Source organism: Janthinobacterium sp. GW821-FHT03A03 (genome assembly GCF_059421435.1).
This window is the reverse complement of the sequence record NZ_JBWKUZ010000015.1, coordinates 75,341-99,056: the sequence shown is the minus strand read 5'-3', so window position 1 is coordinate 99,056 and position 23,716 is coordinate 75,341. Positions and strand designations below refer to the sequence as shown.

Genomic DNA, 23,716 nt, shown 5'->3' with positions numbered 1-23,716 from the left:
GACAGGCTGTGCCATTTGACAACAGCCGCACATCCCGCCGCTCGCGCAGCCGCGCGGCAGACGCGACGGATTCGCCTTGGGCGCCGCCTCGCACTATAATATCCGCTGCCATTCATGATCAACCGCACTCAGCTCAACTGGACTCTTCAAATTTATGCATTACGTGTCTACCCGCGCTGACAAAGCGCCATCGAATCCGCAGCAATTCTCCGACATCCTCCTGGGCGGCCTGGCCCCCGATGGCGGACTGTATCTCCCTGAACACTACCCGCAAGTCAGCGGTGCCGAGCTCAACGCCTGGCGCACATTGTCGTATGCCGACCTGGCCTACGAAATCCTGAAGAAGTTCGCCACCGATATCCCGGCCGCGGACCTGAAGGCGCTGACGGCGAAAACCTATACCAAGGCAGTCTACAAGAACGCCCGCGCCGGCGAAAACGCGGCCGACATCACGCCGCTGCGCGTGCTCGAAGAAAACCTCGTCAAGGGCGGATCGACCACTTTGATGCTGCAGGCGCTGTCGAACGGCCCGACGCTGGCCTTCAAGGACATGGCCATGCAGCTGCTGGGCAACCTGTTCGAATACACGCTGGCCAAGACGGGCGCCGAACTCAATATCTTCGGCGCCACCTCGGGCGACACGGGCAGCGCGGCCGAATACGCGATGCGCGGCAAGCAGGGCATCCGTGTCTTCATGTTGTCGCCGCACAAGAAAATGAGCGCCTTCCAGACGGCGCAGATGTTCAGCCTGCAAGACCCGAACATCTACAACATCGCCGTCGAGGGCGTGTTCGACGACTGCCAGGATATGGTCAAGGCTGTGTCGAACGACCTGCCGTTCAAGGCGCAGCAGAAGATCGGCACCGTCAATTCCATCAACTGGGCGCGCGTCGTGGCGCAGGTCGTGTACTACTTCCGCGGCTACCTGGCGGCCACCACCAGCAATGAGCAGAAAGTGTCGTTTACGGTGCCGTCTGGCAACTTCGGCAATATCTGCGCCGGCCATATCGCCCGCATGATGGGCTTGCCGATCTCGAAACTGGTGGCGGCGACGAATGAAAACGACGTGCTCGACGAATTCTTCCGCACGGGCGTCTACCGCGTGCGCAAGTCGGCCGAGACCTACCATACGAGCAGCCCGTCGATGGATATCTCGAAGGCGTCGAACTTCGAGCGCTTCGTCTACGACCTGGTGGGCCGCGACAGCGAGCGCGTGCGCGCCCTGTTCACGAAAGTGGAAACGCACGGCGGCTTCGACTTGTCCGGCAAGCCGGGCAGCGACGGCGACGAGTTCAAGCTGGTGGCCAGATATGGCTTCAAGTCGGGCAAGTCCACGCACCAGGACCGCCTCGACACCATCCGCGACGTGGCCGACGACTACGGCATCACCATCGACACGCACACGGCCGACGGCATCAAGGTGGCGCGCGAGCACCTGGAGCCGAACGTGCCGATGATCGTGCTGGAAACGGCGCTGGCGGCCAAGTTCAACGAAACCATCCTCGAAGCGCTGGGCGTGGACGCGGAACGGCCAAACGGCTTCGAAAACATCGAGGACTTGCCGCAGAAGTTTGTTGTGATGGGCACGGACGTGGAAAAAATGAAGGCGTATATCGCCTCGAACACGGGATTGTGATGACGGACGCCAGCACAGTACGCAAACCCATGCTGTCGGTGGCCGAGGCGCAAGCTTTCATGCTGGGCGCGGCGCGCCCCGTGGCCGAGGTGGAGCTGGTCGACACCATGCGCGCCAACGGCCGCGTGCTGGCGGCCGCGCAGACGTCGACCCTGAACGTGCCCGAGCGCGACAACACGCAGATGGATGGCTATGCCGTGCGCGCGCAGGATTGCGCCAGCGGCGCGGCCAGCCTGCCCGTGTCGCAGCGCATCGCGGCCGGCCACGTGGGCCAGCCCCTGCAGCCGGGGACGGTGGCGCGCATCTTCACGGGCGCGCTGATCCCCGAAGGCGCCGATTGCGTCGTGATGCAGGAGCAGTGCAGCGTGCTTGACGGCGTGGTGACGGTCAACCACGTGCCGCAGGCGGGCGAATGGGTGCGCCGCCAGGGCGAGGATATCCGCGCCGGCGGCGTCATCCTCGGCGCGGGCCGGCGCCTGCGCAGCCAGGAAATGGGCCTGGCCGCATCCGTGGGCCTGGCGCAAGTGCCCGTGCTGCGCAAGCTGCGCGTGGCCGTGTTTTTCACGGGCGACGAGCTGGCCATGCCGGGTGAACCTTTGGCGCCGGGCGCCGTCTACAACTCGAACCGCTTTACCTTGCGGGGACTGCTGGAAAACCTCGGCTGCGAGATCACGGACCTGGGCATCGTGCCCGACAGCCTGGAAGCGACGCGCGCCGTGCTGCGCCAGGCGGCGCAGGGCAATGATCTGATCATCACCTCGGGCGGCGTGTCCGTGGGCGAGGAAGACCATATCAAGCCGGCCGTGGAAGCGGAAGGGCGGCTGAACATGTGGCAGATCGCCGTCAAGCCGGGCAAACCCCTGGCCTTCGGCGAAGTACGGGACGCCTTCTTTGTCGGCTTGCCCGGCAATCCTGTCTCCAGCTTTGTCACCTTTTTACTGTTCGTGCGCCCGTTCATTCTGCGCCTGCAGGGCGTGGCGGGCAATCTGGCGCCGCGCAGCTACCAGCTGCCGGCCGCGTTCGAGCGCCTGAAGGCGGACAAGCGCAACGAGTTTTTGCGCGCCAAGGTCAATGAGGACGGCGCGCTGGAACTGTTCGCCAACCAGAGTTCGGGCGTGCTGACGTCCACCGTGTGGGGCGACGGCTTGATCGACTGCCCGCCGGGACTGTCGATTGCGCGCGGCGACATGCTGCGCTTTATCCCGTTTAACGAATTGCTGTACTAAGGAAGTCTTGATGAAGATCAATCTGCGTTTTTTTGCCAGCGTGCGCGAGCTGGTGGGCACGGCCCAGGAAGTGCTGGAAGTGGCCGGGCCGCTGACGGTGGGCGAGGTGCGAACCCTGCTGATCGCCCGCGGCGGCAACTGGGAACATGCGCTGGCGCAGGGCCGCGCGCTGCGCATGGCGCATAACCAGGTGATGTGCGATGCCGATGCCGTGATCGCTGAAGGCGACGAGGTGGCGTTCTTCCCGCCCGTGACGGGCGGCTGATCCCGCTTTTCAAACAAGACGGCCACTTCATCGAAGTGGCCGTTTTTTCATCGCGACCTGGTTTTCGGCTTGTCCCCGTCGCAGGCGGCACAGGCGACAGCCTTGCGGTAGCGCCAGTATTTCGAACCGATGAAGATGGCCGACGCCACCAGCGACCAGGCCAGAGCGCTGAGGATGTCGGCCTGGCTGGTCGTGCCCTTGCTGTATTCGACCACCGTCAGGATGATGAATAAGATCGAGCTGGCCAGCAAATAGCGGGAAATCCAGAATCCTGCGCCCATGTGTTTCTCCTTTTGTCGTCGCGTTGTCGCGTGAAGTTGCAGCGCTGATCGCTGCGGCACGTCCGCGCAGTATGCCTCATTTTTGGGCGAGATCGCCATCGGCGGGCCATGTCCGGCCCAATCTCGACTAAAATGCCGGGGTTTTCACCGTCTTCCCAGCCTGCCATGACCAACTCCAGTTCCCCTCCGTTTCACATCGCCGTCATCGGCGGCGGCCCCGCCGGCCTGATGGCCGCCCAGGCGGCCAGCGAGCAGGGGGCGAGGGTGGAACTGTTCGACGCCATGCCGTCCGTCGGCCGCAAATTCCTGCTGGCGGGGCGCGGCGGCATGAACATCACGCACGCGGAAGGCTACCAGGCCTTCGTCTCGCGTTATGGCCGGCAGGCGCACCGCGTGAAGCCGGCGCTGGACCAGTTCGGCCCGCAAAAGGTGCGCGACTGGGTGCACGGCCTGGGCGTCGATACCTTCGTCGGCTCGTCGAACCGCGTCTTCCCGACCGACATGAAGGCGGCGCCCCTGCTGCGCGCCTGGCTGCACCGTTTGCGCGAAGCGGGCGTGCAATTTCACATGCGCCACCGCTGGACGGGCTGGCAGGACGGCCTGCTGGCCTTCGCCACGCCGGACGGCGAGCGTCTGTGCCGTTTTGACGCCGTGATCCTGGCGCTGGGCGGGGGCAGCTGGGCGCGCCTCGGTTCCGACGGCGCCTGGGTGCCGCTGCTGCGAGGGCAGGGCGTGGCCGTGCAGGCGCTGGCGCCGGCCAATTGCGGCTTCGACGTGGACTGGAGCGCGCATTTCAGCAGCCGCCATGCGGGCGAGCCGCTGGCGACGGTGGCCATTTCGGCGCGCGACATCGATGGCTGCATGATCAAGCGCCAGGGCCAGTTCGTCATCACGGCGGGCGGCGTCGAGGGCAGCCTGGTTTATGCCTTGTCGGCCGCCCTGCGCGAGCAGATTGCGCGCGACGGCCACGCCACCATCTGGCTCGACCTGGCGCCAGACCACAGCCATGAGCGCGTATTCGAGGAAGTGACGCGCCCGCGCGGCGCCCGCTCCATGTCCAGCCATTTGCAAAGCCGGCTGGGCATCAAAGGGGTGAAATCGGGCCTGCTGCGCGAATGCCTGAGCGCGGCCGACTTCGCCGACGAGGCCAGGCTGGCGGCCGCCATCAAGCTGCTGCCCGTCACGCTCAAGCGCCCGCGCCCCATCGATGAAGCCATCAGCAGCGCCGGCGGCGTGGATTTCGACGGCGTCAAAGGCAGCATGCTGCGCGCCATGCCGGGCGTGTTCGTGGCCGGGGAAATGCTGGACTGGGAAGCGCCCACGGGCGGCTACCTGCTGACGGCCTGCCTGGCGCAAGGCAAGGCGGCCGGCGAGCAGGCGGTCAGTTGGCTGGACGGGAATTTTTGAAATTACAACAGCATTTGATCGTTAGCGCCACGACGCTGTTCACAATCGTAGCGAGCGGCCCCGAGTTGTGGCTGAGAAGCGCAGCTGTACTGAATACGGGGCCGCCGAGGCAGCGAGCATCGCCAGCCGCACGTCACGCCGCGCAGTAGATTGTGAGCTGCGTCATCATCAATGCCAGATGATGTCGCCTGAACCGCTCTTTTGCGCATCGCGCTGGCGCGGGTTGCCGTGGACGTGGATGTCGCCGCTGCCGCGCAGGGTCAGGTTGGCGGCGTCGCGCACGAAGACGGTGCTCTGGCCCGAGCCTTGCAGGCTGACGCTGGCCTTGTCGGCCGCCAGATGCTCGGCGTCGATATCGCCCGAACCGCTCAGGTCGGCGCGCAGGAATTTCGTGTTGCCGCTGGCGGCCAGGCGGCCGGAACCCACCATTTCCAGCACCACGCTGTCGCTGTTGCCGGCATTGATGTCGAGGTCGCCACTGCCGTTGACGGTGGCGGCAACCTGCTTGTAGCGTCCGGTGAAGCTGACGTTGCCTGAACCCATTAATTCCAAAATAAAACTATCGCCGGAAAAACCCGTGATCTTGCTGTCGCCATTGCCGTGTACGTCCACGCGGACGAGGGCCGGCAGCACCAGTTCCACCTGCAGCGGCTGGCGGTGGTGGAACAGCATGCCTTTCGGGCCGATATGCAGGGTCGTGCCGTCCTGCGTCGTATCGACGTTCGACAGCAGGCGTTGCTCGCCGCTCACTTTCAGCGACGGCGTGGCGCCGCGCCGCAGCACCAGGTCGATGGGGCCGGCCAGGTCGATGCTGGTGATGCTGGCGGAAACGGGCCGGGTATCGCTGCGCACGGCGCGCCCCGCCGCGCTGCTGGGGCTGCTGATGCCCTTGGCGCGCAGCGCCGCATATGACATGGCGATCAGCACCAGGGCCAGCAGGAACATGGACAAGCCTACTTTGAATAAGCGTTTCATGGCAGCCTTTCTAGTGACCCTTGAGCAGGGAGATATTCATGGCGATGTAGCGCTTGATGCCGATCAAGGTGTATCGCGTGACCACCAGGCTGAGCAGGAAGATGGCGATGCCGCCCAGCAGCATGCCCATGCCGAACACGGTTTGCGTCGTGCGCGCATCGCGGTCCATGTCCGTCGAGATGCGGATGCCGCCGCCGGCCAGCGCTTCGGCCCGCTCCATCACGCGCGATGAGGCGCCCGGCGCGTCGGCGTCGCCCCTGGTGGGCAGGGGCACATGATTCACTTCGATGCCCGCGTCGCCGATGGTGATGCGCGTTTCGCGCCGCTCGCCCCCCTCGTCGTCGTGGACCAGCATATGGCGCAGGGGGCCGTCGAGCACCAGTTCGTTGGCGCCGGACAGGCCGCTGGCCGTGATGGCGATGCCGGCCAGGTAAAAGCTCAGGCCGACGGCGTACAGGGTGGCCAGCAGGGCCGCGTAGACGGCGGCCGGCACCACCATGAAGAGGTTGAAGATGGCCAGGCCCACCAGCGAGACGAGCAGGCGCAGCAGGTTGACGGGGGTTTTCTTCTGCTCGAAGGCCTGGCGGTGGGTGTTGCTGCGCAAGGTCAGGGCGATCTTTTTCGGGTCGCCCAGCTCCTGGGCAATCTCCTGCTCGCTGCGGCCCGCCGCCGCGCCTTCGATGAAGGTCTGTTCGTAGTAATCGAGCGTCTTGGCCACCAGGTCCGGTGGCAAGCCCGCCAGCGCGCGCCGCAGCGCGTCGAGATAGTCTTGTTTATGCATGGTCATGGTATCCGGTCGCTGGCGCCGCGTCAGCCGACTGCCGGCAGCAGCATGCCCGCCTGGCTCAGCAGCATCGGCGCCTGCCGCCCTTGCTGGCCATCGGCCACGATGAACACGGCCAGCGCCACGCCGGCCAGCAGCGCAACGGTGATCAAGCCGGTTTTCAGGTGGGGGATGGTGTGCATGGCGTTCCTCGTGGCAATTGGTTTGTCGATGATCAAACTGTACCCAGGTGGCGGCCGCCGCACCAGCACGGTGCGACAGAATGCACTTTGCTGGGGCCCAGCGGCAACCGGGCACGATGCACCGTCAAGTCTGTTTGGCCGCCTTGCCCTTGGTGACGGCCCTGGCCGCGGCCACGCCGCTGCGCACGGCCGCCTCGATGGTGGCAGGGTAATCTTGCGTGCGGTCGTCATTGGCCGTGTAGTCGCCGGCCAGCAGCAGGCCCGGCATGCCGCTGGCATTGCCGGGACGCAGCAGATCGGGCGTGCAGGCAAAGGTGGCGCGCTTTTCCGTGATCAGCTGGGTCCAGGCGGGCCGCGCCAGCTTCGGGCGCCGCAAGACCTGCGCCAGCTGGGCCGCGATCGCCTGCGCCAGCGGCCCGTGGCCTTGCTCGGCGGCGGGGCCGGATGCGCTGATGACGACGGCCAGCAAGCCCGCCTGGTGCGCGTCGAGCTGGCCCCGGTCGAAGACGAACTGGCCCCAGTGCTGGTGCTGCGGCGCATCGACGAGCGCGTAAAACGGCAAGTCCAGGCGCACGCTGGCGTCGTACTGCAGGTAGCAGGTGCTGATGGCTTCCGGCGTGAACGCTTGCATGCGGGTAATGGCGTCGTCGAGGCGGGAGTCGCGCACGCCTTGCAGCAGCGCGGCCGCCTGCACGGACGAGGTGGCGACGATGACGGCGTCAAAGCCGTCCCCGTCATCGAGCCGCCAGCGGTCATCGGGCAAGGCGTGCACGGCGCCGATCTTGGCGCCCGTGCGCACTGCGCCGCCATGCTGTTCCACGTAGCGGGCGGCCGCCTCGGGCAGCAGGGCGGACAGGTCCGTTTTCGGGATCAGCATGTCGGACGCGCGGCGGCGGCTCGCGCCCAGGCTGTCGCGCAGCACGTTGATGAAGACGCGGGCCGAGGCCCGTGCGGGCGGCGTGTTGAGCGCGGCCAGGCACAGCGGGTGCCACATCAGGCGGTTCAAGGTCTCCGTCTGGTCGAAGCGCTGCAGCAGTTCGCTGACCGTGCAATCGTGGTACAACTGCCAGCCCATCCATCGCATGGCCGTGGAAAAGCGCATCAGCGACAGCTTGTCGGCGCCTTGCAAGCCCTGGGCGCGCAGCAGGGCCCAGGCCAGGTGCAGCGGCGCGGGCAGGCGCGGCGCGATGAAATCCATGCCGTTGGAACCGGCCGGATAGCGCATCTGCAGGGGCAGCGACAGGATCAGTTCGGCCGGGTCTTGCCCTGCGAGCTTGATCAGGCGCAAGGTTTCCGTGTAGGCGCCCAGCAGGATGTGCTGGCCGTTGTCGAGTACGCTGCCTTCGCGGTCGACCCGGCGCGCCCGTCCGCCCAGGGTGCGCGCCGCCTCGTAGACGGTGACGGCATGGCCGGCGCGCGCCAGTTCCATGGCCGCCGCGCAGCCGGCCCAGCCGGCGCCGATGACGGCGCAGCGCTGCTTCACGCTACGCTCAGCCACGAACCCAGGTCTTCCACGCCAGCCACAGTTTGCGGATCGGCGTGAGCGAGATGCGCTGTTTCAGCACGTGGTAGCCGTCGCGCTCGACTTCATTGAGCAAGGTGCGGTAGATGGCGGCCATGATCAGGCCAGGGCGCTGGGCGCGGCGGTCTTCCGCCGGCAGCAGGGCGAACGCCTCGTCATAGGCTGTCTGCGCGCGCGCCACCTGGAAGCGCATGAGGTTTTCAAAGTTCTCGCTGTGGCGCGCATTGAGCAGGTCGGCCGCCGTCACATTGAACTGTTGCAATTCGCTGATCGGCAGATAGATGCGCCCCTTGCGCGCATCCTCGCCGACGTCGCGGATGATGTTGGTCAGCTGGAAGGCGTGGCCCAGCTTTTCCGCGTACAGCAGGGTTTCCGGACGGGTCGCGCCGAAGATGCTGGCCGACAAGATACCGACCACGCTGGCCACGTGCCAGCAATAGCGGCTCATGGCCTGATAATCGAGGTAGCGGGTCTGGTTCAAGTCCATTTCCATGCCGTCGATGATGGCCTGCATATGCTTTTCTTCCAGTTGATACACGGCCAGGTGCGGCTCCAGCGCGCGCATCACGGGATGCGTGGGGATGCCCTCGTACATGGCCTTGACTTCCTTGCGCCACCAGACCAGCTTGGTGCGTGCCACGGCTTCGTCCGTGCATTCGTCGACCGTGTCATCGACTTCGCGGCAGAAGGCGTACAGGGCCGTGATGGCCTTGCGGCGCTCGGCCGGCAGGAACAGGAAGCTGTAGTAGAAGCTGGAGCCGCTCTGGGCGGCCTTTTGTTGGCAGTATTCGTCGGGAGACATAGTCAAAAGAGCAAGGGTTGCAGATCGAAGCCGCTATTCTATCGTCTTACAGAGTGGCCGACGGGGGAAAAGCCGTTTTTACTTGCGTCTCTTGACGCAGGCTTTTGCGCGACATGCGCAGGGCGCGCCAGAATATGATCAGCCAGTCGCGCTTTTCCAGCTTCGGGCGGCGGCGGAACACGTCGTAATTGACGGCCTCGATGCATTCGAGGATGCGCAAGCCCCCTTGCACCACCAGGCGCAGCTCCCAGCCGATGCGCCCGCGCAAGCGCAGGGCCAGCGGCGCGCCGGACAGCATCAGGGCCCGCGTGCGCGCCACCTCGAAGCGCATCAGCGCGCTCCACTTGCCATGCGCCTCGGGCCGCTCGAAGGCGGCGGGCGAGACGGCGAAGCGGCTCAGGTCCTCCATCGGCAGGTAGATGCGTTCCTTTTGCTGGTCGATGGCAACGTCTTGCAAGAAATTAATTAATTGCAAAGCTGAACATATCGCATCGGAATCGCGTACATTCTCTTCATCGGCCGCGCCGTACAGGTGCAGCATCAGCAGCCCCACGGGGTTGGCGGAGCGGGCGCAGTAGTCGAGCAGCTCCTCGAAGCTGGCGTAGCGCGTCGTCTGCACATCCTGCTTGAAAGCGGACAACAGATCGTGGAAGGGCTTGAGCGGCAGCTGGAATCTGGCGATGACGCCCGCCAGGCGCTCGAACATGGCGGCGTTCTCTCCCGCATGGCCTTCGCCGCGGGCGATGCGTGCCAGGGCCGCCTCGTAGGCGTGCAGGGCGGCCAGGCGTTCGGCCGGCGCGGCGTCGCCTTCATCGGCCAGGTCGTCGGCGCTGCGGGCGAAGGCATAGATGGCTTCGACGGCGGGCACCAGGCGGCGCGGCAGTAAAAATGATGCTACAGGAAAATTTTCGTAATGATCTACAGGCATTGAACACGCTTCTTTAGTGTTGCAGTTTTTTAATCTCGAGATTAATGACGCAAAAGTCACTAAAAACTTTTACTCGCGATTATAATTAATAACCAGAAAGTCAGTAAGGGGCCGGGAGTGCCTCCGATGACGCCACTGATATTGTCACAAATTTAAGGATATCGCGTGTAAAAAAGTTGGGCCAGCAGCATTTGGCAGGCAAAAAGTTTCTTCACGCAAAAATCCAACAGCCCGCATAGTAAAGGAAAATACCTTGTTTGCCCTGAAAACCCTGCGCCGCGAGACCGGCGCGCCCACGCTTCCCGCCCTGCGCCTGATGGCTGCCGCCGCCCTTGCCATGACCCTGGCGGCCTGTTCCAAGCCGGCCGTCAAAGTCGAGGACGTGCGCCCCGTGCGCGCGATTGTGTTGTCTAGTAGTAATGTCGATGTGAATGCGGAACTGGCGGGCGAGGTCGTGCCCCGCGTGGCGTCGCAACTGGGTTTCCGCGTGGGCGGCAAGATCGTCGCGCGCAAGGTGGACGTGGGCGCCGTCGTGACCAAGGGGCAGGTGCTGATGCAGCTTGACCCCGTCGACTTGCAGCTGTCGCAGGCCCAGGCCAGGGCGTCGCTGGTCAGCGCGGAAACGAGCCGCGACCTGGCGCGCGCGGAATTGAAGCGCTACCAGGACTTGCGCGAGAAAAATTTCGTCAGCCAGGCCGTGCTTGACGGCAAGGACGCCACCTACAAGGCGGCGCAGGCGAACGTGGAAGCGGCGCAGGCCCTGTACCGGGGCCAGGCCAACCAGTCCGGCTACGCCAGCCTGCTGGCCGATGCGGACGGCGTCGTCACGCGCATCGAGGCCGAAGTGGGGCAGGTGGTGGCGCCCGGCACGCCCGTTGTCGTGGTGGCCAGGAGCGGCGAGAAGGAAGTCGTGATCGGCATTCCGGAAGACAAGGTCGAGACCTTGCGCAAGGTCAAGGACGTCACCGTGCGCCTGTGGGCCGACCCGCAGCAGGGCTTGCCGGGCAAGATACGCGAAGTGTCGCCCGTGGCCGACCCCGCCACGCGCACCTATGTGGCCAAGGTCAGCATCCCCGATGCGCCGCAGGCGCGCCTGGGCATGACGGCCGTGGTGCAGTTCGCCTCGCAATCGGCCACGCCGCAGATCAAGGTGCCCTTGACGGCCCTGTTCAATGAGAAATCGCAAAGTTCCGTGTGGGTGGTGGAAAACGGCGCCGTGAAACTGGTGCCGGTGATGGTGGGCGGCGTGGCCGGCAATGAATTGCTGCTGACCTCGGGCGTGAAACCCGGCCAGACCGTGGTCACGGCCGGCGTCAATCTGCTCAAGCCGGGCCAGAAAGTGACCATCCTCGGCGCCGAACTGGCCGCCAAGCCCGCTGTCGCCGCTGCCGCCGTCAGCGTGGGTGCCGCCAAATGAAGGGCGGTTTCAATCTGTCGCGCTGGGCGCTCGAACACATTCCGCTGACGCGCTACCTGATGGCCGTGCTGCTGATCGGCGGCATGCTCAGCTACGCCAGCCTGGGCCAGGACGAAGATCCGCCGTTTACTTTCCGCGCCATGGTGCTGCAAGCCTACTGGCCCGGCGCCACGGCCCTGCAGATGGCCGAGCAGGTGACGGACAAGCTGGAAAAGAAGCTGCAGGAAACGCCGTACATCAATGAAATCACCAGCTATTCGAAGCCGGGCGAAACCCTGATCCTGCTGGAGCTGCGCGAATCGGCGCCGCCCAAGGAAACGGCTGCCGCCTGGTACCAGGTGCGCAAGAAGATCGGCGACATCAAGGGCACCTTGCCGGCCGGCGTCGTGGGCCCGTTCTTCAATGACGAGTTCGGCGACACCTACGGTTCCATCTTCGCCCTGTCCGGCGACGGTTTCACGTATGCGGAAATGAAGGATTACGCGGACAAGGTGCGCCAGGAGCTGCTGGCCGTGGGCCAGGTGTCGAAAGTGGAACTGTTCGGCGTGCAGGATGAAAAGATCAATGTTATCTTTTCGCACAAGAAGTTTGCCCAGCTGGGCATTCCTTTTGACGCCATCGTGCAGCAACTGTCCGAGCAAAACAGCATCAACGCCACGGGCGTGCTGGTGACGCCGACGGACAATCTGCAAGTGCGCGTGACGGGCGCCATGGTCACCGTCAAGGACCTGGAAAACCTGGAACTGCGCGCCAACGGCACCACTTTCCGCCTCGGCGACTTTGCCACCGTGAAACGTGAATTCGTCGATCCGCCCAAGGACAAGATGCGCTTCAACGGCAAGGAAGTGATCGGCCTGGGCGTGTCGATGGAAAAGGGCGGCAATATCATCGACATGGGCAAGGCCTTGCAGGCGACGGTGACGCGCATGAAGGGCGAATTGCCGGTCGGCATAGAATTGCAGCGCGTGTCGAACCAGCCGGAAGCCGTGTCCGCGTCCGTGGGCGAGTTCGTGCATACCCTGATCGAAGCCATCCTGATCGTGCTGGCCGTCAGCTTTGTCGCGCTGGGCTTGCACACGAAACCGTTGCGCATCGACGTGCGGCCCGGCCTGGTGGTGGCGCTGACCATCCCGCTGGTGCTGGCCGTCACCTTCCTGTGCATGCGCCTGCTCGACATCGACTTGCACAAGATCTCGCTGGGCGCCCTGATCATCGCGCTGGGCTTGCTGGTCGACGACGCCATCATTGCCGTCGAAATGATGGTGCGCAAGATGGAAGAAGGCTACTCGCGCTTCGACGCGGCCACCTTCGCCTACACGTCGACGGCCATGCCCATGCTGACGGGCACCCTGATCACGGTGGCGGGCTTCCTGCCCATCGGCCTGGCCAAGTCGGCTGCCGGCGAATATACGTTCTCCCTGTTCTCCGTCAATGCGCTGGCCCTGATCATCTCGTGGGTGGTGGCCGTCGTCTTCACGCCTTACATCGGCTACGTCTTGCTGAAAGTCAAGCCGCACGCGCATAACGACCATGAATTGTTCGATACCCCCAACTTCCGCCGCTTCCGCCGCACCGTGGCCTGGTGCGTGGAATGGCGCAAGACGACGATCGCCGCCACCCTGGCCATCTTCGCGCTCGGTATCTATGGCTTTAACTTTATTGAAAAGCAATTCTTCCCCGATTCCAGCCGTCCGGAACTGATGGTGGAACTGTGGTCGCCCGAGGGCACGACGTTTGCCGCGAATGAAAAGCAGGTGAAGAAATTCGAAGCTTTTGTGGGCAAGCTCGACGGCGTGGAAAGCGTCACCAGCTACGTGGGCACGGGCAGTCCCCGTTTCTACCTGCCGCTGGACCAGATCTTCCCGCAGACCAACGTGTCGCAAGTGGTGATCCTGCCGAAGAGCCTGGCGGACCGCGAGCAGCTGCGCCAGAAGATCATCGACGTCTTCAAGAAGGATTTTCCGGAAGTGCGGGGCAGGGTAAAACTGTTGCCGAACGGACCGCCGGTGCCGTATCCCGTGCAATTTCGCGTCACGGGCCCGGAAGTGGCCGGCGTGCGCGCCATTGCCGACCAGGTCAAGGACCTCATGCGCGCCAATCCGAACACCCTGGGCGTCAATGATAACTGGAATGAATCGGTGAAGGTGCTGCGCCTGGACCTGGACCAGGACAAGATGCGCGCGCTGGGCGTCACCTCGAAAACCGTGATGCAGGCGGCCAATACGATACTGTCGGGCACCGTCATCGGCCAGTTCCGCGAAGACAACAAGCTGATCGATATCCAGGTGCGCCAGCCGCTGGAGGAGCGGGCGACGATTTCCGTGCTGAACGACACGAATATCCCGACGGCAAAGGGCAAGTCCGTGCCCATCTCGCAGCTGGCCCGCGTGCATTTCGTGTGGGAGCCGGGTGTCGTCTGGCGCGACAAGCGCGAATGGGCCATTACCGTGCAGTCGGACGTGGTCGACGGCATCCAGGGCGCGACCGTGTCGACGCAGCTGGCGCCGCAGCTCGACGCCTTGCGCGCCACCATGCCGGACGGCTACCGCATCACGGTGAAAGGCGTGGCGGCCGACAGCGGCGAGGCGGAAGCGTCGATCGCGGCGAATCTGCCGCTGGCCATCTTCATTATCTTTACCTTGCTGATGCTGCAGCTGCACAGTTTCTCGCGTTCGCTGCTGGTGTTCCTTACGGGGCCGCTGGGCGTGGCGGGGGCCGCGTTTGCCTTGCTGCTGCTGCACCGTCCGCTGGGCTTCGTGGCCAATCTGGGCGTCATCGCGCTGTTCGGCATGATCATCCGCAATTCCGTGATCCTCGTCGACCAGATCGAGCAAGACATCAAGGACGGCTCCACGCCGTGGGACGCCATCATTGACTCGGCCGTGCGCCGCTGCCGTCCCATCGTGCTGACGGCCGCCGCCGCCGCGCTGGCCATGATCCCGCTGTCGCGTTCGGTCTTCTGGGGGCCGATGGCCGTCGCCATCATGGGCGGCCTGATCCTGGCGACGGCATTGACGTTGCTGTTCCTGCCGGCCCTGTATGCGGCCTGGTTCCGGGTCAGGAAGCCGGAGGCGGCGGCAAGGGAAGTGAGTACGCCAGCTGTGTAGTGCCCTGGCGGGTGGCCGCATGGCGCATGCGCCGGTTCCCCCGGCCGGCGAAAATGCCGGGGTCGTACCCTGAGGGTGCGACCCCGGTGCTTGCTTTTGGGGTGAAAATGCCGCCGACTGGCCGGTGGCGCCGCTCCCAGGCGCAGCAAAAAAAAGGCGGCATTCCTCTGGGAAATCCAGTAGAATGCCGCCTTTGCTTTACCGAGCGCTTGCTCCGGGCTTGCTCAATGAGTCCGCGGTAGCCAGATCGCTCCCGAGTTGTTAAAATCAGGGGTGGCAGCAAAGTGGTATGTACAAGCTGCATACAAAAGATGCGGATGTGGTGGAATTGGTAGACACGCTGGTCTTAGAAGCCAGTGCTTCGGCTTGGGAGTTCGAGTCTCCCCATCCGCACCAATCCGGGTTGTTCCAGCCCGGACGTGCAGCGCCATCAAGTTTTTCCTTAGTGTTCCTCAGCCCATTCCTCAGCCCAGCGCGCCCAGCGCGGCCAGTTGTCGGCTCGACTGTTGCACCATCTGCATGATCAGCGCCTGCGCCTGCGGGTAGCCGGCTCTGTCCATCATCGTGACATCGTATGCCAGCGGCATGAGCGCCTGCAGCACCTGTTGCCGCGCCCGCGGCCAGCCTTGCGCCGCGTCAAGGGTGCCGGGCGGCATGTCCCTGTCCAGCAGGTGCAGGGCCGCCCGCGCCTGCGCCAGTTCCTGTTGCGCCGGCAATACGGGCAGGTCGCCGCGCGGCGGCGGCTGGCGCGCCAGATAGGTGTCGAGCTTGCGGCTTTGCCGCTCATACAGGTCGAGCAGCAAATGCACGGTGGCGCCGGCGGGCCACGGTTGCGTGTCGAGTGCGTCGAGCACGGCCAGCAGCCAGTCCGTCATGTGCCGCCCGGCCAGCCCCAGTTCCGGCCAGCTAGTGCTGTGCAATTGCTCGCCCAGGTAGCGGGCGCGGTCGATGGCGCGCCGGCTGCCGCTCATGTGCTGGCCGATGGGGCCGTACAGGGGCGCCAGCGCCGTTTCATGCCGTTCTGCAAGCAAACACAGCAGCGCTAAATGGACGTAGACGTGAAAGGCGGCCAGTGTGCGGTGCGCATCCCAGTATTGATTGCCGTCATCATCGGGCGCATTCCACAGCGAGCAGACCCTGGCGCCGTCCGCGCGCGCGTAGCCGGGCGCCAGCAGGCTGTGGCCGTGGCGGAAGTCGTACAGTTTCTGGTGCAGCGCTTCGTGCAGCAAGTGCTCGGCCAGCCACCAGGGATTGCCGATCAGTTCCTGGTTCAGGAAGAGGCTGCCATTGACGCGAAATTGCGAACTGGACGCCTTGCCGCGCCAGACGCCCAGCTTGGGAAACAGGGCGATCAGTTGAACGTGAGAAAGTGCGCTGGACGTCAGCCGGGGCAGCAGGGTTTCCAGCAGGCACAAGCCGCGGCGCAGCAGCGCCCGTTCATGCGGCGTGGGCGTGGCCAGCGGCGCGCCGTAATTGACTTCCATCACAGCAAGGAAAGCGGAAGCATAAGGCGTGCCATCCTGCCAGGCATGCCATATGTGCGTGTCTGCTTCGCTGCCCGCGTCGGCGTCTTTGTCGCCCATGGCGCGCCGCTTCCGCTCTTGGTGCAGGCGCGCCATGGGCGGCAGATGGGCCGTCAGCGGGCCGCCGGGCAGGCCCGCGTCCAGGTGCGCGCTGGCCGCCTGGAACAGGGCCGCGCATTGCGGCAGCGGCAAGCCGTAGTCGTCGCCCAGGTGCAGCTGGCGCATGGCGTGCTGCACGGCGCAGCGCAGCACGGTGTCGCCGGTCAGCTGGCGCTGGCGCGCGGGCGTCGCCCCGTCGAGCCGCCGCGCCAGCTGCCGCGCCGCGGGCATGCTGGCACCCACCTTGTGCAGCCGTCGCCGGTAGGCCACGGCCAGCTGGTCGCGGATATAGACGCTGTCGCCGAAGGCGCGGTGCCGCACCAGCGCCGTTTCGACGGCGTCGAGCACGTCGGGGCCGGGCAGGGCGGCGCGCAGCGAGTGCACGGGCGGGCGCCGCGTCAGGCGGCCGTCGGGTGGTCGTGGTCGTGGTGGCCGTCGCCCTTCATGCGCAACTCCATTTCATCGACTTCCGTCTGGATTTTTTGCAGATCGTCGTCCGTTACGCCGTCGAGCAGGCGGCCGAGGACCATGTGCAGTTTGGCTTTGGCGTTGCTGGCGCTGCCGGGTGTGCTGTCGCTCATGATGTTTTCTCCTTTAAATTCACTTGGAGGGGAGGGCCGGGACTTAGGTTTGCCTGAAAAATGGCCAAATTGAGGCAAATCAAAGGTTTTTTGCCCGAAATCTTCGCCGTGAGCGCATTTCTTTGTTTCGGACGGAGCGCCAGTTCGCATATACTAATGAACGAAGCAGGCTGGAAAGCCTGTCTCTGGCGAAATAATGAATGCCGGGGCAAGAGTAAAGACAGGGCAGACCCAGGCTGTGGCGATTCGTTCGTCACCGCTGGCATCCTCTGTGGCCGGGCCGCAAAGCCAGCCACTTCTCCGAAGTCCTTTGTTATAATGCCACGCTTTACCGAATGATGGCCGGCCCTGCGATTTAATGAGAAGCATGGCTGGACGCTCGGAGCCCTGTCGCAGCATTGCAAGCGGCGGATTGTTTGGTGCCTGGTGCGGGTTTTCCCTCAGCCGGGTAGACCAGGTCCATCGTCCTGCTTGCAATGCTTTTACAGATGAATATGCGAGCGAGTGAAGCTGGACCCAGGTCTTGCCGCCAGTGATGGCGCAAGGGGTCGGGTCTTCTTCTCTCGTACCAACAGTGTTTATTTTTTGGACGATTTTTTACATGGCAACTGCAGTCGAAACCTTGGGCAAACTCGAACGTCGTATCACGATCTCCTTCCCGCTGACGGACGTCCGCACGGAAGTTGAGAAGCGCCTGAAAGTGCAAGCCCGTACGGCTAAGGCACCGGGCTTCCGTCCGGGCAAAGTGCCGTTGAAAATGGTCGCAGCACAATACGGCTACCAGATCGAATCCGAAGTGCTGAACGACAAAGTCGGCCGCGCTTTCAACGACGCCGCCAACGAAAACAACCTGCGCGTGGCCGGTTTCCCGAACATCGTGCCGAAAGAAGAAGCGGCCGAAGGCCAGCTGGCTTTTGACGCCACGTTTGAAGTGTATCCGGAAGTCGCCATCGGCGACCTGACGGCCGTTGAAATCGAAACCGTGCAAGCCGATGTGTCGGAAGCCGAAATCGACAAGACCATCGACATCCTGCGCAAGCAGCGCGTGCACTTCCACACCAAGGGCGAAGCTGGCGAACACGGCGACGGCGGCGAGGCTATCGCTGCCAACGGCGACCGCGTGACCGTCGACTTCGTCGGCTCGATCGACGGCGTTGAATTCCCAGGCGGCAAAGCTGAAGGCTACGCTTTCGTGCTGGGCGAAGGCCGCATGCTGCCGGAATTCGAAGCAGCGACCCTGGGCCTGAAAGTGGGCGAATCGAAGACTTTCCCGTTGTCGTTCCCTGAGGACTACCATGGCAAGGACGTGGCCGGCAAAACCGCCTCGTTCACCATCACGCTGCAAAAGCTGGAATGGGCGCACCTGCCGGAAGTTGACGCCGAATTCGCCAAGTCCCTGGGCGTTGCCGATGGCGACCTGGCCAAAATGCGCGAAGACATCAAAGTCAACCTGCAGCGCGAAGTCGCTGGCCGCGTGAAAGCACGCAACAAGGAAGCCGTCATGGACGCGCTGATCAAAGTTGCTGAGCTGGAAGTGCCAAAAACGCTGATCGCCCAGGATTCCGAGCGCCTGGCCGAAATGACCCGCCAGGACATGGCGCAGCGCGGCATGAACGTCAAGGACGTGCCTTTCCCGGCAGAACTGTTCGCGGAAAAAGCCGAGCGTCGCGTACGCCTGGGCCTGATCCTGTCGCAGCTGGTGGGCGACAACAAGCTGCAGGCTACGCCTGAGCAAGTCAAGGCGCAGATCGAAGATTTCGCCCAAAGCTACGAAGATCCGCGCGAAGTGCTGAAGTACTACTACAGCGACCGTCGCCGCCTGGGTGAGATCGAAGCCCTTGTTTTGGAAGAAAACGTCGTCACTTACGTGTTGGGCCTGTCGAAAGTCACGACGAAAGCAGTTGCTTTCGACGAACTGATGGGAAGCAACGCACAAGCGTAAACCAGTTGGTATCCGGATGCCGCTCCCGGCCGTAGGGCCGGGGCGGCGCCCTCTAACTGCTTCACAAGGAAATGAAATGACAGGTATGAACCGTAATCCGGCGCTGGACACAGAGATGCTCGGCCTGGTGCCGATGGTGGTGGAACAAAGCGGCCGCGGCGAGCGCTCGTATGATATTTACTCGCGCCTGCTGAAGGAACGCTTGATTTTCATGGTCGGCCCGGTCAATGACCAGATGGCCAACCTGGTTGTCGCCCAGCTGCTGTTCCTGGAAAGCGAAAATCCGGAAAAGGAAATCTCGCTCTACATCAACTCGCCAGGTGGCTCGGTTTCGGCCGGCATGGCCATCTACGACACCATGCAGTTCATCAAGCCGGACGTCTCGACCCTGTGTACCGGGATGGCCGCCTCGATGGGCGCCTTCCTGCTGGCCGCCGGCGCCAAGGGCAAGCGTTTCTCGCTGCCGAACTCGCGCATCATGATTCACCAGCCGTCCGGTGGTTCGCAAGGCATGGCGTCGGACATCGAGATCCAGGCAAAGGAAATCCTTTACCTGCGTACACGCTTGAACGGCATCATGGCCGAGCGCACGGGCCAGTCGATCGAACAGATCGCCAAGGACACCGACCGTGACCGTTTCATGTCCGCCGACGAGGCCGTTGAGTATGGTTTGATCGACAAAGTGTTGACCAGCCGCGCTTGATGAGCCCCTACCGATATTGCTAGATAAGTAATTAAGCGCCCGGGCGATCAAACGTTCGGGCGTTTCGCTTTTATTTCGGGTAGCATGGAGCTTGTGCACGTTGTTGACTTGCGCCATGGGTAGCGGCCTTTTGGGCAACTACCGCCATCCGGCTTGCGATTTTGCAATATTGTTAATGCAGTTCCAACCAAAATGCCTTATGTCAGACAAAAAATCCTCTAGCGGCGAAAAATTACTGTATTGCTCGTTCTGCGGCAAAAGCCAGCACGAGGTGAAGAAACTCATCGCCGGGCCGTCCGTGTTCATTTGCGACGAGTGCATCGACCTGTGCAACGACATCATCCGTGATGAAACGTCGAGCATCGAGACGGTGACCGGTACCAAATCCGACCTGCCGACGCCGCAAGAAATCGCCGCCTTGCTCGATCAGTACGTGATCGGCCAGCAGACTGCCAAGCGCATCCTGTCGGTGGCGGTGTACAACCATTACAAGCGCCTCAAGCACCTGGGCAAGAAAGACGACATCGAACTGGCCAAGAGCAACATCCTGCTGGTCGGTCCTACCGGTTCGGGCAAGACCCTGCTGGCGCAGACCCTGGCGCGCATGCTCAACGTGCCGTTCGTGATCGCCGACGCCACCACCCTGACCGAAGCCGGTTACGTGGGCGAGGACGTGGAAAACATCATCCAGAAGCTGCTGCAAAGCTGCAACTACGATGTCGAGAAAGCCCAGCGCGGCATCGTCTACATCGATGAAATCGACAAGATTTCGCGCAAGTCCGACAATCCGTCCATCACGCGCGACGTGTCGGGCGAGGGCGTGCAGCAAGCCTTGTTGAAACTCATCGAAGGCACGATGGCTTCCGTGCCGCCACAAGGCGGGCGCAAGCATCCGAACCAGGATTTCGTGCAGATCGACACGACCAACATCATGTTCATCTGCGGCGGCGCCTTCGACGGCCTGTCGAAAGTGATCGCCAACCGCTCCGAGAAGAGCGGCATCGGCTTCTCGGCCACCGTGCGCAGCAAGTCGCAAAGCTCGGCCAGCGAACTGATGTTGCAGGCGGAGCCGGAAGACCTGGTCAAGTTCGGCCTGATCCCGGAACTGGTCGGTCGTCTGCCCGTCATCGCCACCCTGGCGGAATTGACGGAAGAGGCGCTGATCCAGATCCTCGTCGAGCCGAAGAATGCGCTGATCAAGCAGTATTCGAAGCTGCTCGAGATGGAAGGCGCGGAACTGGAGATTCGTCCGGCCGCCCTGCACGCGATCGCCAAGAAGGCGCTGGCGCGCAAGACCGGCGCCCGTGGCCTGCGTTCCATCCTGGAACATGCTTTGCTGGACGTCATGTACGAACTGCCGAGCGAACAAAATGTGGTGAAGGTCGTCATCGACGAAAATACCATTACCAGCGGCGCCAAACCTTTGTTGATTTATCAAGAGACTGCCAAAGCCTCCGGAGAAAATTGATTACTGCTGAGACAAATGCTTAAAAAGGGTTTTGATTCCTTAAGGCATGGCAGTACAATTTAAATCAATGAGTGCAGGCTTCAATCGGAAAGCCACTCGCGGCGCTTAGCTGCGCGTGGCTTTTTTACTGTGATAACTGCATTTGTTACCGTCATGCGGGTGTGTTTTGCGAAATAGACTTTATGTTTGTTTCACAGAATTATTTATTCTCGCCGGTCTTGTGTTTTGGCAGCGAGCGCCAACATCGTAAACACGCTTTCTATAAGGTACGCCATGACAACTTCCAAATTAACTGAGCAAACTCAACTGCCGTTATTGCCGTTGCGGGATGTCGTCGTTTTCCCGCATATGGTGATACCGCTGTTCGTTGGCCGTCCAAAGTCGATCAAGGCGCTGGAAGCTGCGATGGAGCAGGGCAAGAGCATCATGCTTGCCGCTCAAAAAGCAGCCGCGAAGGACGAGCCATCTCCTTCGGATATCTATGAAATTGGCTGCGTCGCCAATATTCTGCAAATGCTGAAGCTGCCCGATGGCACCGTCAAGGTGCTGGTCGAAGGCGCGCAGCGTGCCCGCATCAACCACATCAGCGATGCGCCGACGCACTTCATCGCCGACCTGACGCCGCTCGAGTCCGAGCCGGGCGACGAGTCGGAAGTCGAAGCCATGCGCCGCGCGATCGTGCAGCAGTTCGACCAGTACGTCAAACTGAACAAGAAGATCCCGCCGGAAATCCTCGCTTCGCTGTCGGGCATCGACGACGCCGGCCGCCTGGCCGACACGGTGGCCGCGCACCTGCCGTTGAAACTTGAGCAAAAACAAGTCATCCTGGAAATTTTCAGCGTGGCCAAGCGCCTCGAGCACCTGCTGGGCCAGCTCGAAGGCGAACTCGACATCCTGCAGGTGGAAAAGCGCATCCGCGGCCGCGTCAAGCGCCAGATGGAAAAATCGCAGCGCGAGTACTACCTGAACGAACAGGTCAAGGCCATCCAGAAGGAACTGGGCGAGGGCGAGGACGGCGCCGACCTCGACGAGCTGGAGAAAAAAGTCGCTTCGGCCAAGATGCCGAAGGAAGCGCTGGACAAGGCCACCAACGAGCTGAAGAAGCTCAAGCTGATGTCGCCGATGTCGGCCGAAGCCACCGTCGTGCGCAATTACATCGACACCCTGGTCAACTTGCCTTGGAAAAAGAAATCCAAGGTCAATAACGACCTGTCGAATGCGGAAAAAGTGCTCGAAGGCGACCACTACGGCCTCGACAAGGTCAAGGAACGCATCCTCGAGTACCTCGCGGTGCAGCAGCGCGTCGACAAGCTCAAAGCCCCCATCCTGTGCTTCGTCGGCCCTCCGGGCGTCGGCAAGACCTCGCTGGGCCAGTCCATCGCCCGCGCAACGAACCGCAAGTTCGTGCGCATGGCCCTGGGCGGCGTGCGCGACGAAGCCGAGATCCGCGGCCACCGCCGTACCTACATCGGCTCGATGCCGGGCAAGATTTTGCAATCGCTGTCGAAAGTCGGCGTGCGCAACCCCTTGTTCCTGCTCGATGAAGTCGACAAGATGGGCGCCGATTTCCGTGGCGATCCCTCGTCGGCCCTGCTGGAAGTGTTAGACCCGGAACAGAACCACACGTTCTCCGACCATTACATCGAAGTCGATTTCGACCTCTCCGACGTGATGTTCGTGGCCACGTCGAACTCGTACAACATTCCGCCGGCCTTGCTTGACCGCATGGAAGTGATCCGTCTGTCCGGTTACACGGAAGATGAAAAGACCAGCATCGCGCAGCGCTACCTGCTGCCGAAGCAGATCAAGAACAATGGCCTGAAGGAAGACGAAATTTCGGTGGCCGAGTCGGCCTTGCGCGACATCATCCGCTACTACACGCGGGAAGCCGGCGTGCGTTCGCTCGAGCGGGAAGTGTCGAAGATCTGCCGCAAGGTGGTCAAGATGCTGCTGCTGAAGAAATCCGACAAGAAAGTCATCGTCAACTCGAAGAACCTGGATAAATTCCTCGGCGTGCGCCGCTATGATTTCGGCGTCGCGGAGAAAGAAAACCAGGTGGGCCAGGTGGTCGGTCTGGCATGGACGGAAGTGGGCGGCGATCTGCTGACCATCGAAGCCGTGTCGATGCCGGGCAAGGGCAATGTCATCCGCACGGGCACGCTGGGCGACGTGATGAAGGAATCGATCGAGGCGGCCCGCACCGTCGTGCGCAGCCGTTCCGCGCGCCTGGGCATCAAGCCGGACGTGTTCGAGAAGAGCGACATCCACATCCACGTGCCGGAAGGGGCGACACCGAAGGATGGTCCTTCGGCTGGCGCGGCCATGACGGTGGCCATGGTGTCGGTCTTTACGGGCATTCCCGTGCGCGCCGACGTGGCGATGACGGGCGAGATCACCTTGCGCGGCGAAGTGTTGCCGATCGGCGGCCTGAAAGAAAAGCTGCTGGCGGCCCATCGCGGCGGCATCAAGACGGTGCTGATTCCGGAGCAGAATGTGAAGGACCTGGCCGAAATTCCGGACAACGTCAAGAACAAGCTGGAGATCGTCCCCGTGCGCTGGATCGACAAAGTGCTGGAAATCGCCCTCGAGCGCATGCCTGAAGCGTTGACGGAAGTCGCTGCGGTGGAGGCTGTCACGGCCGCCGCGGCCAAGCCTGACGCGGCCGGCGAGGTAGTAAAACACTAACGTTTTACCCCTGTTTTCCCCAAACAAGCGCTTTTAGAGCGCTTGTTTTATATTGAAACGTGAATTGCGCCCCCAAAGCGCTTGACACATATACAGTGTGGCTTGTTTAATACGCCTGCACATTTTTTTCGCCGGACAGCTGTGGTGCCAAAAGTGCCGCAACGATACGGTAAACGTTTTATA

At 62.9% G+C, this 23,716-nt stretch carries 19 protein-coding genes and 1 tRNA gene; 11 read left to right on the top strand and 9 right to left on the bottom strand.

Annotated features, from left to right (window positions below):
• Window positions 1-154 precede the first annotated feature (154 nt).
• The 3 genes from thrC to moaD are packed head-to-tail and all read left to right on the top strand — an operon-like array spanning window position 155 to window position 3,127.
• Entirely contained in the window at window positions 155-1,636 is a 1,482-nt protein-coding gene (gene thrC / locus AC07VI_RS22145) for a threonine synthase (protein WP_099420720.1), read from the top strand.
• A complete protein-coding gene (locus AC07VI_RS22140; protein ID WP_492993967.1) occupies window positions 1,636-2,862 on the top strand; it encodes a molybdopterin molybdotransferase MoeA in 1,227 nt (408 codons plus the stop codon). The genes thrC and AC07VI_RS22140 overlap by 1 nt, the downstream gene beginning before the upstream one ends.
• A 10-nt stretch (window positions 2,863-2,872) precedes the next feature.
• On the top strand, window positions 2,873-3,127 hold the full coding sequence (moaD, locus tag AC07VI_RS22135) for a molybdopterin converting factor subunit 1 (RefSeq protein WP_086145483.1): 255 nt from the start codon (window positions 2,873-2,875) through the stop codon (window positions 3,125-3,127).
• Between the two features lie 47 nt (window positions 3,128-3,174).
• On the opposite strand, the gene AC07VI_RS22130 is transcribed toward moaD, so the two are convergent.
• The gene (locus tag AC07VI_RS22130; RefSeq protein ID WP_492993969.1) at window positions 3,175-3,408 is read right to left on the bottom strand and encodes a hypothetical protein; all 234 of its coding nucleotides are present in this window, start codon (window positions 3,406-3,408) and stop codon (window positions 3,175-3,177) included.
• A gap of 165 nt (window positions 3,409-3,573) precedes the next feature.
• On the opposite strand from AC07VI_RS22130, the gene AC07VI_RS22125 reads away from it, so the two are divergent.
• Window positions 3,574-4,815, top strand: coding sequence for a TIGR03862 family flavoprotein (locus tag AC07VI_RS22125; RefSeq protein ID WP_492993971.1), 1,242 nt, complete (start codon window positions 3,574-3,576; stop codon window positions 4,813-4,815).
• 168 nt (window positions 4,816-4,983) lie between these two features.
• On the opposite strand, the gene AC07VI_RS22120 is transcribed toward AC07VI_RS22125, so the two are convergent.
• The 6 genes from AC07VI_RS22120 to hpnC form a co-directional block, all read right to left on the bottom strand.
• Complete coding sequence (locus AC07VI_RS22120; protein WP_086145486.1) at window positions 4,984-5,790, bottom strand: head GIN domain-containing protein; 807 nt, start codon at window positions 5,788-5,790, stop codon at window positions 4,984-4,986.
• Between the two features lie 10 nt (window positions 5,791-5,800).
• Entirely contained in the window at window positions 5,801-6,571 is a 771-nt protein-coding gene (locus AC07VI_RS22115) for a DUF1700 domain-containing protein (protein WP_086145518.1), read from the bottom strand.
• 29 nt (window positions 6,572-6,600) lie between these two features.
• The gene (locus tag AC07VI_RS22110) at window positions 6,601-6,756 is read right to left on the bottom strand and encodes a hypothetical protein (protein WP_157792394.1); all 156 of its coding nucleotides are present in this window, start codon (window positions 6,754-6,756) and stop codon (window positions 6,601-6,603) included.
• Between the two features lie 124 nt (window positions 6,757-6,880).
• Window positions 6,881-8,254, bottom strand: coding sequence for a hydroxysqualene dehydroxylase HpnE (hpnE, locus tag AC07VI_RS22105; RefSeq protein WP_492993974.1), 1,374 nt, complete (start codon window positions 8,252-8,254; stop codon window positions 6,881-6,883).
• Entirely contained in the window at window positions 8,247-9,080 is an 834-nt protein-coding gene (hpnD, locus tag AC07VI_RS22100) for a presqualene diphosphate synthase HpnD (RefSeq protein WP_086145488.1), read from the bottom strand. The genes hpnE and hpnD overlap by 8 nt, the downstream gene beginning before the upstream one ends.
• A 46-nt stretch (window positions 9,081-9,126) precedes the next feature.
• Entirely contained in the window at window positions 9,127-10,008 is an 882-nt protein-coding gene (gene hpnC, locus AC07VI_RS22095; RefSeq protein WP_086145489.1) for a squalene synthase HpnC, read from the bottom strand.
• A 253-nt stretch (window positions 10,009-10,261) separates the two neighbouring features.
• Here hpnC and AC07VI_RS22090 point away from each other — a divergent pair, with 253 nt between their 5' ends.
• From AC07VI_RS22090 to AC07VI_RS22080, 3 genes are all read left to right on the top strand, one after another.
• Window positions 10,262-11,425 carry an efflux RND transporter periplasmic adaptor subunit gene (locus AC07VI_RS22090; protein ID WP_086145490.1) on the top strand — a complete coding sequence of 388 codons (1,164 nt, stop codon included), beginning with the start codon at window positions 10,262-10,264 and terminating at the stop codon, window positions 11,423-11,425.
• On the top strand, window positions 11,422-14,532 hold the full coding sequence (locus tag AC07VI_RS22085) for an efflux RND transporter permease subunit (RefSeq protein WP_086145491.1): 3,111 nt from the start codon (window positions 11,422-11,424) through the stop codon (window positions 14,530-14,532). Before AC07VI_RS22090 ends, AC07VI_RS22085 begins: the two co-directional genes overlap by 4 nt.
• A gap of 313 nt (window positions 14,533-14,845) precedes the next feature.
• Window positions 14,846-14,928 (top strand) — tRNA-Leu (locus tag AC07VI_RS22080).
• A gap of 68 nt (window positions 14,929-14,996) precedes the next feature.
• Here the strand turns inward: AC07VI_RS22080 and AC07VI_RS22075 are convergent.
• Window positions 14,997-16,538: a hypothetical protein gene (locus tag AC07VI_RS22075; protein ID WP_492993977.1), complete on the bottom strand. Its 1,542-nt coding sequence runs from the start codon at window positions 16,536-16,538 to the stop codon at window positions 14,997-14,999.
• 14 nt (window positions 16,539-16,552) lie between these two features.
• Window positions 16,553-16,735 (bottom strand): hypothetical protein, encoded by a 183-nt coding sequence (locus tag AC07VI_RS22070; RefSeq protein WP_086145493.1) that lies wholly within the window; start codon window positions 16,733-16,735, stop codon window positions 16,553-16,555.
• A 601-nt stretch (window positions 16,736-17,336) separates the two neighbouring features.
• Here AC07VI_RS22070 and tig point away from each other — a divergent pair.
• The 4 genes from tig (at window position 17,337) to lon (ending at window position 23,533) form a co-directional block, all read left to right on the top strand.
• Window positions 17,337-18,677 carry a trigger factor gene (gene tig / locus AC07VI_RS22065; RefSeq protein ID WP_086145519.1) on the top strand — a complete coding sequence of 447 codons (1,341 nt, stop codon included), beginning with the start codon at window positions 17,337-17,339 and terminating at the stop codon, window positions 18,675-18,677.
• Window positions 18,678-18,762: 85 nt separating this feature from the next.
• Entirely contained in the window at window positions 18,763-19,380 is a 618-nt protein-coding gene (gene clpP, locus AC07VI_RS22060) for an ATP-dependent Clp endopeptidase proteolytic subunit ClpP (protein ID WP_374106865.1), read from the top strand.
• A gap of 199 nt (window positions 19,381-19,579) precedes the next feature.
• The gene (clpX, locus tag AC07VI_RS22055) at window positions 19,580-20,848 is read left to right on the top strand and encodes an ATP-dependent Clp protease ATP-binding subunit ClpX (protein ID WP_010398446.1); all 1,269 of its coding nucleotides are present in this window, start codon (window positions 19,580-19,582) and stop codon (window positions 20,846-20,848) included.
• Window positions 20,849-21,121: 273 nt separating this feature from the next.
• Window positions 21,122-23,533, top strand: a complete 2,412-nt coding sequence (lon, locus tag AC07VI_RS22050) for an endopeptidase La (protein WP_071323759.1) — start codon at window positions 21,122-21,124, stop codon at window positions 23,531-23,533.
• Window positions 23,534-23,716 lie beyond the last annotated feature (183 nt).

Bases quoted from the DNA above. Each gene is read 5' to 3' on its own strand.
- moaD (WP_086145483.1), top strand. From the start codon at position 2,873: ATGAAGATCAATCTGCGTTTTTTTGCCAGCGTGCGCGAGCTGGTGGGC.
- clpP (WP_374106865.1), top strand. From the start codon at position 18,763: ATGAACCGTAATCCGGCGCTGGACACAGAGATGCTCGGCCTGGTGCCG.
- AC07VI_RS22130 (WP_492993969.1), bottom strand. From the start codon at position 3,408: ATGGGCGCAGGATTCTGGATTTCCCGCTATTTGCTGGCCAGCTCGATC.
- hpnC (WP_086145489.1), bottom strand. From the start codon at position 10,008: ATGCCTGTAGATCATTACGAAAATTTTCCTGTAGCATCATTTTTACTG.
- hpnD (WP_086145488.1), bottom strand. From the start codon at position 9,080: ATGTCTCCCGACGAATACTGCCAACAAAAGGCCGCCCAGAGCGGCTCC.
- clpX (WP_010398446.1), top strand. From the start codon at position 19,580: ATGTCAGACAAAAAATCCTCTAGCGGCGAAAAATTACTGTATTGCTCG.
- AC07VI_RS22140 (WP_492993967.1), top strand. From the start codon at position 1,636: ATGACGGACGCCAGCACAGTACGCAAACCCATGCTGTCGGTGGCCGAG.
- AC07VI_RS22120 (WP_086145486.1), bottom strand. From the start codon at position 5,790: ATGAAACGCTTATTCAAAGTAGGCTTGTCCATGTTCCTGCTGGCCCTG.
- AC07VI_RS22115 (WP_086145518.1), bottom strand. From the start codon at position 6,571: ATGCATAAACAAGACTATCTCGACGCGCTGCGGCGCGCGCTGGCGGGC.
- AC07VI_RS22125 (WP_492993971.1), top strand. From the start codon at position 3,574: ATGACCAACTCCAGTTCCCCTCCGTTTCACATCGCCGTCATCGGCGGC.
- lon (WP_071323759.1), top strand. From the start codon at position 21,122: ATGACAACTTCCAAATTAACTGAGCAAACTCAACTGCCGTTATTGCCG.
- AC07VI_RS22110 (WP_157792394.1), bottom strand. From the start codon at position 6,756: ATGCACACCATCCCCCACCTGAAAACCGGCTTGATCACCGTTGCGCTG.
- thrC (WP_099420720.1), top strand. From the start codon at position 155: ATGCATTACGTGTCTACCCGCGCTGACAAAGCGCCATCGAATCCGCAG.
- AC07VI_RS22085 (WP_086145491.1), top strand. From the start codon at position 11,422: ATGAAGGGCGGTTTCAATCTGTCGCGCTGGGCGCTCGAACACATTCCG.
- AC07VI_RS22070 (WP_086145493.1), bottom strand. From the start codon at position 16,735: ATGAGCGACAGCACACCCGGCAGCGCCAGCAACGCCAAAGCCAAACTG.
- tig (WP_086145519.1), top strand. From the start codon at position 17,337: ATGGCAACTGCAGTCGAAACCTTGGGCAAACTCGAACGTCGTATCACG.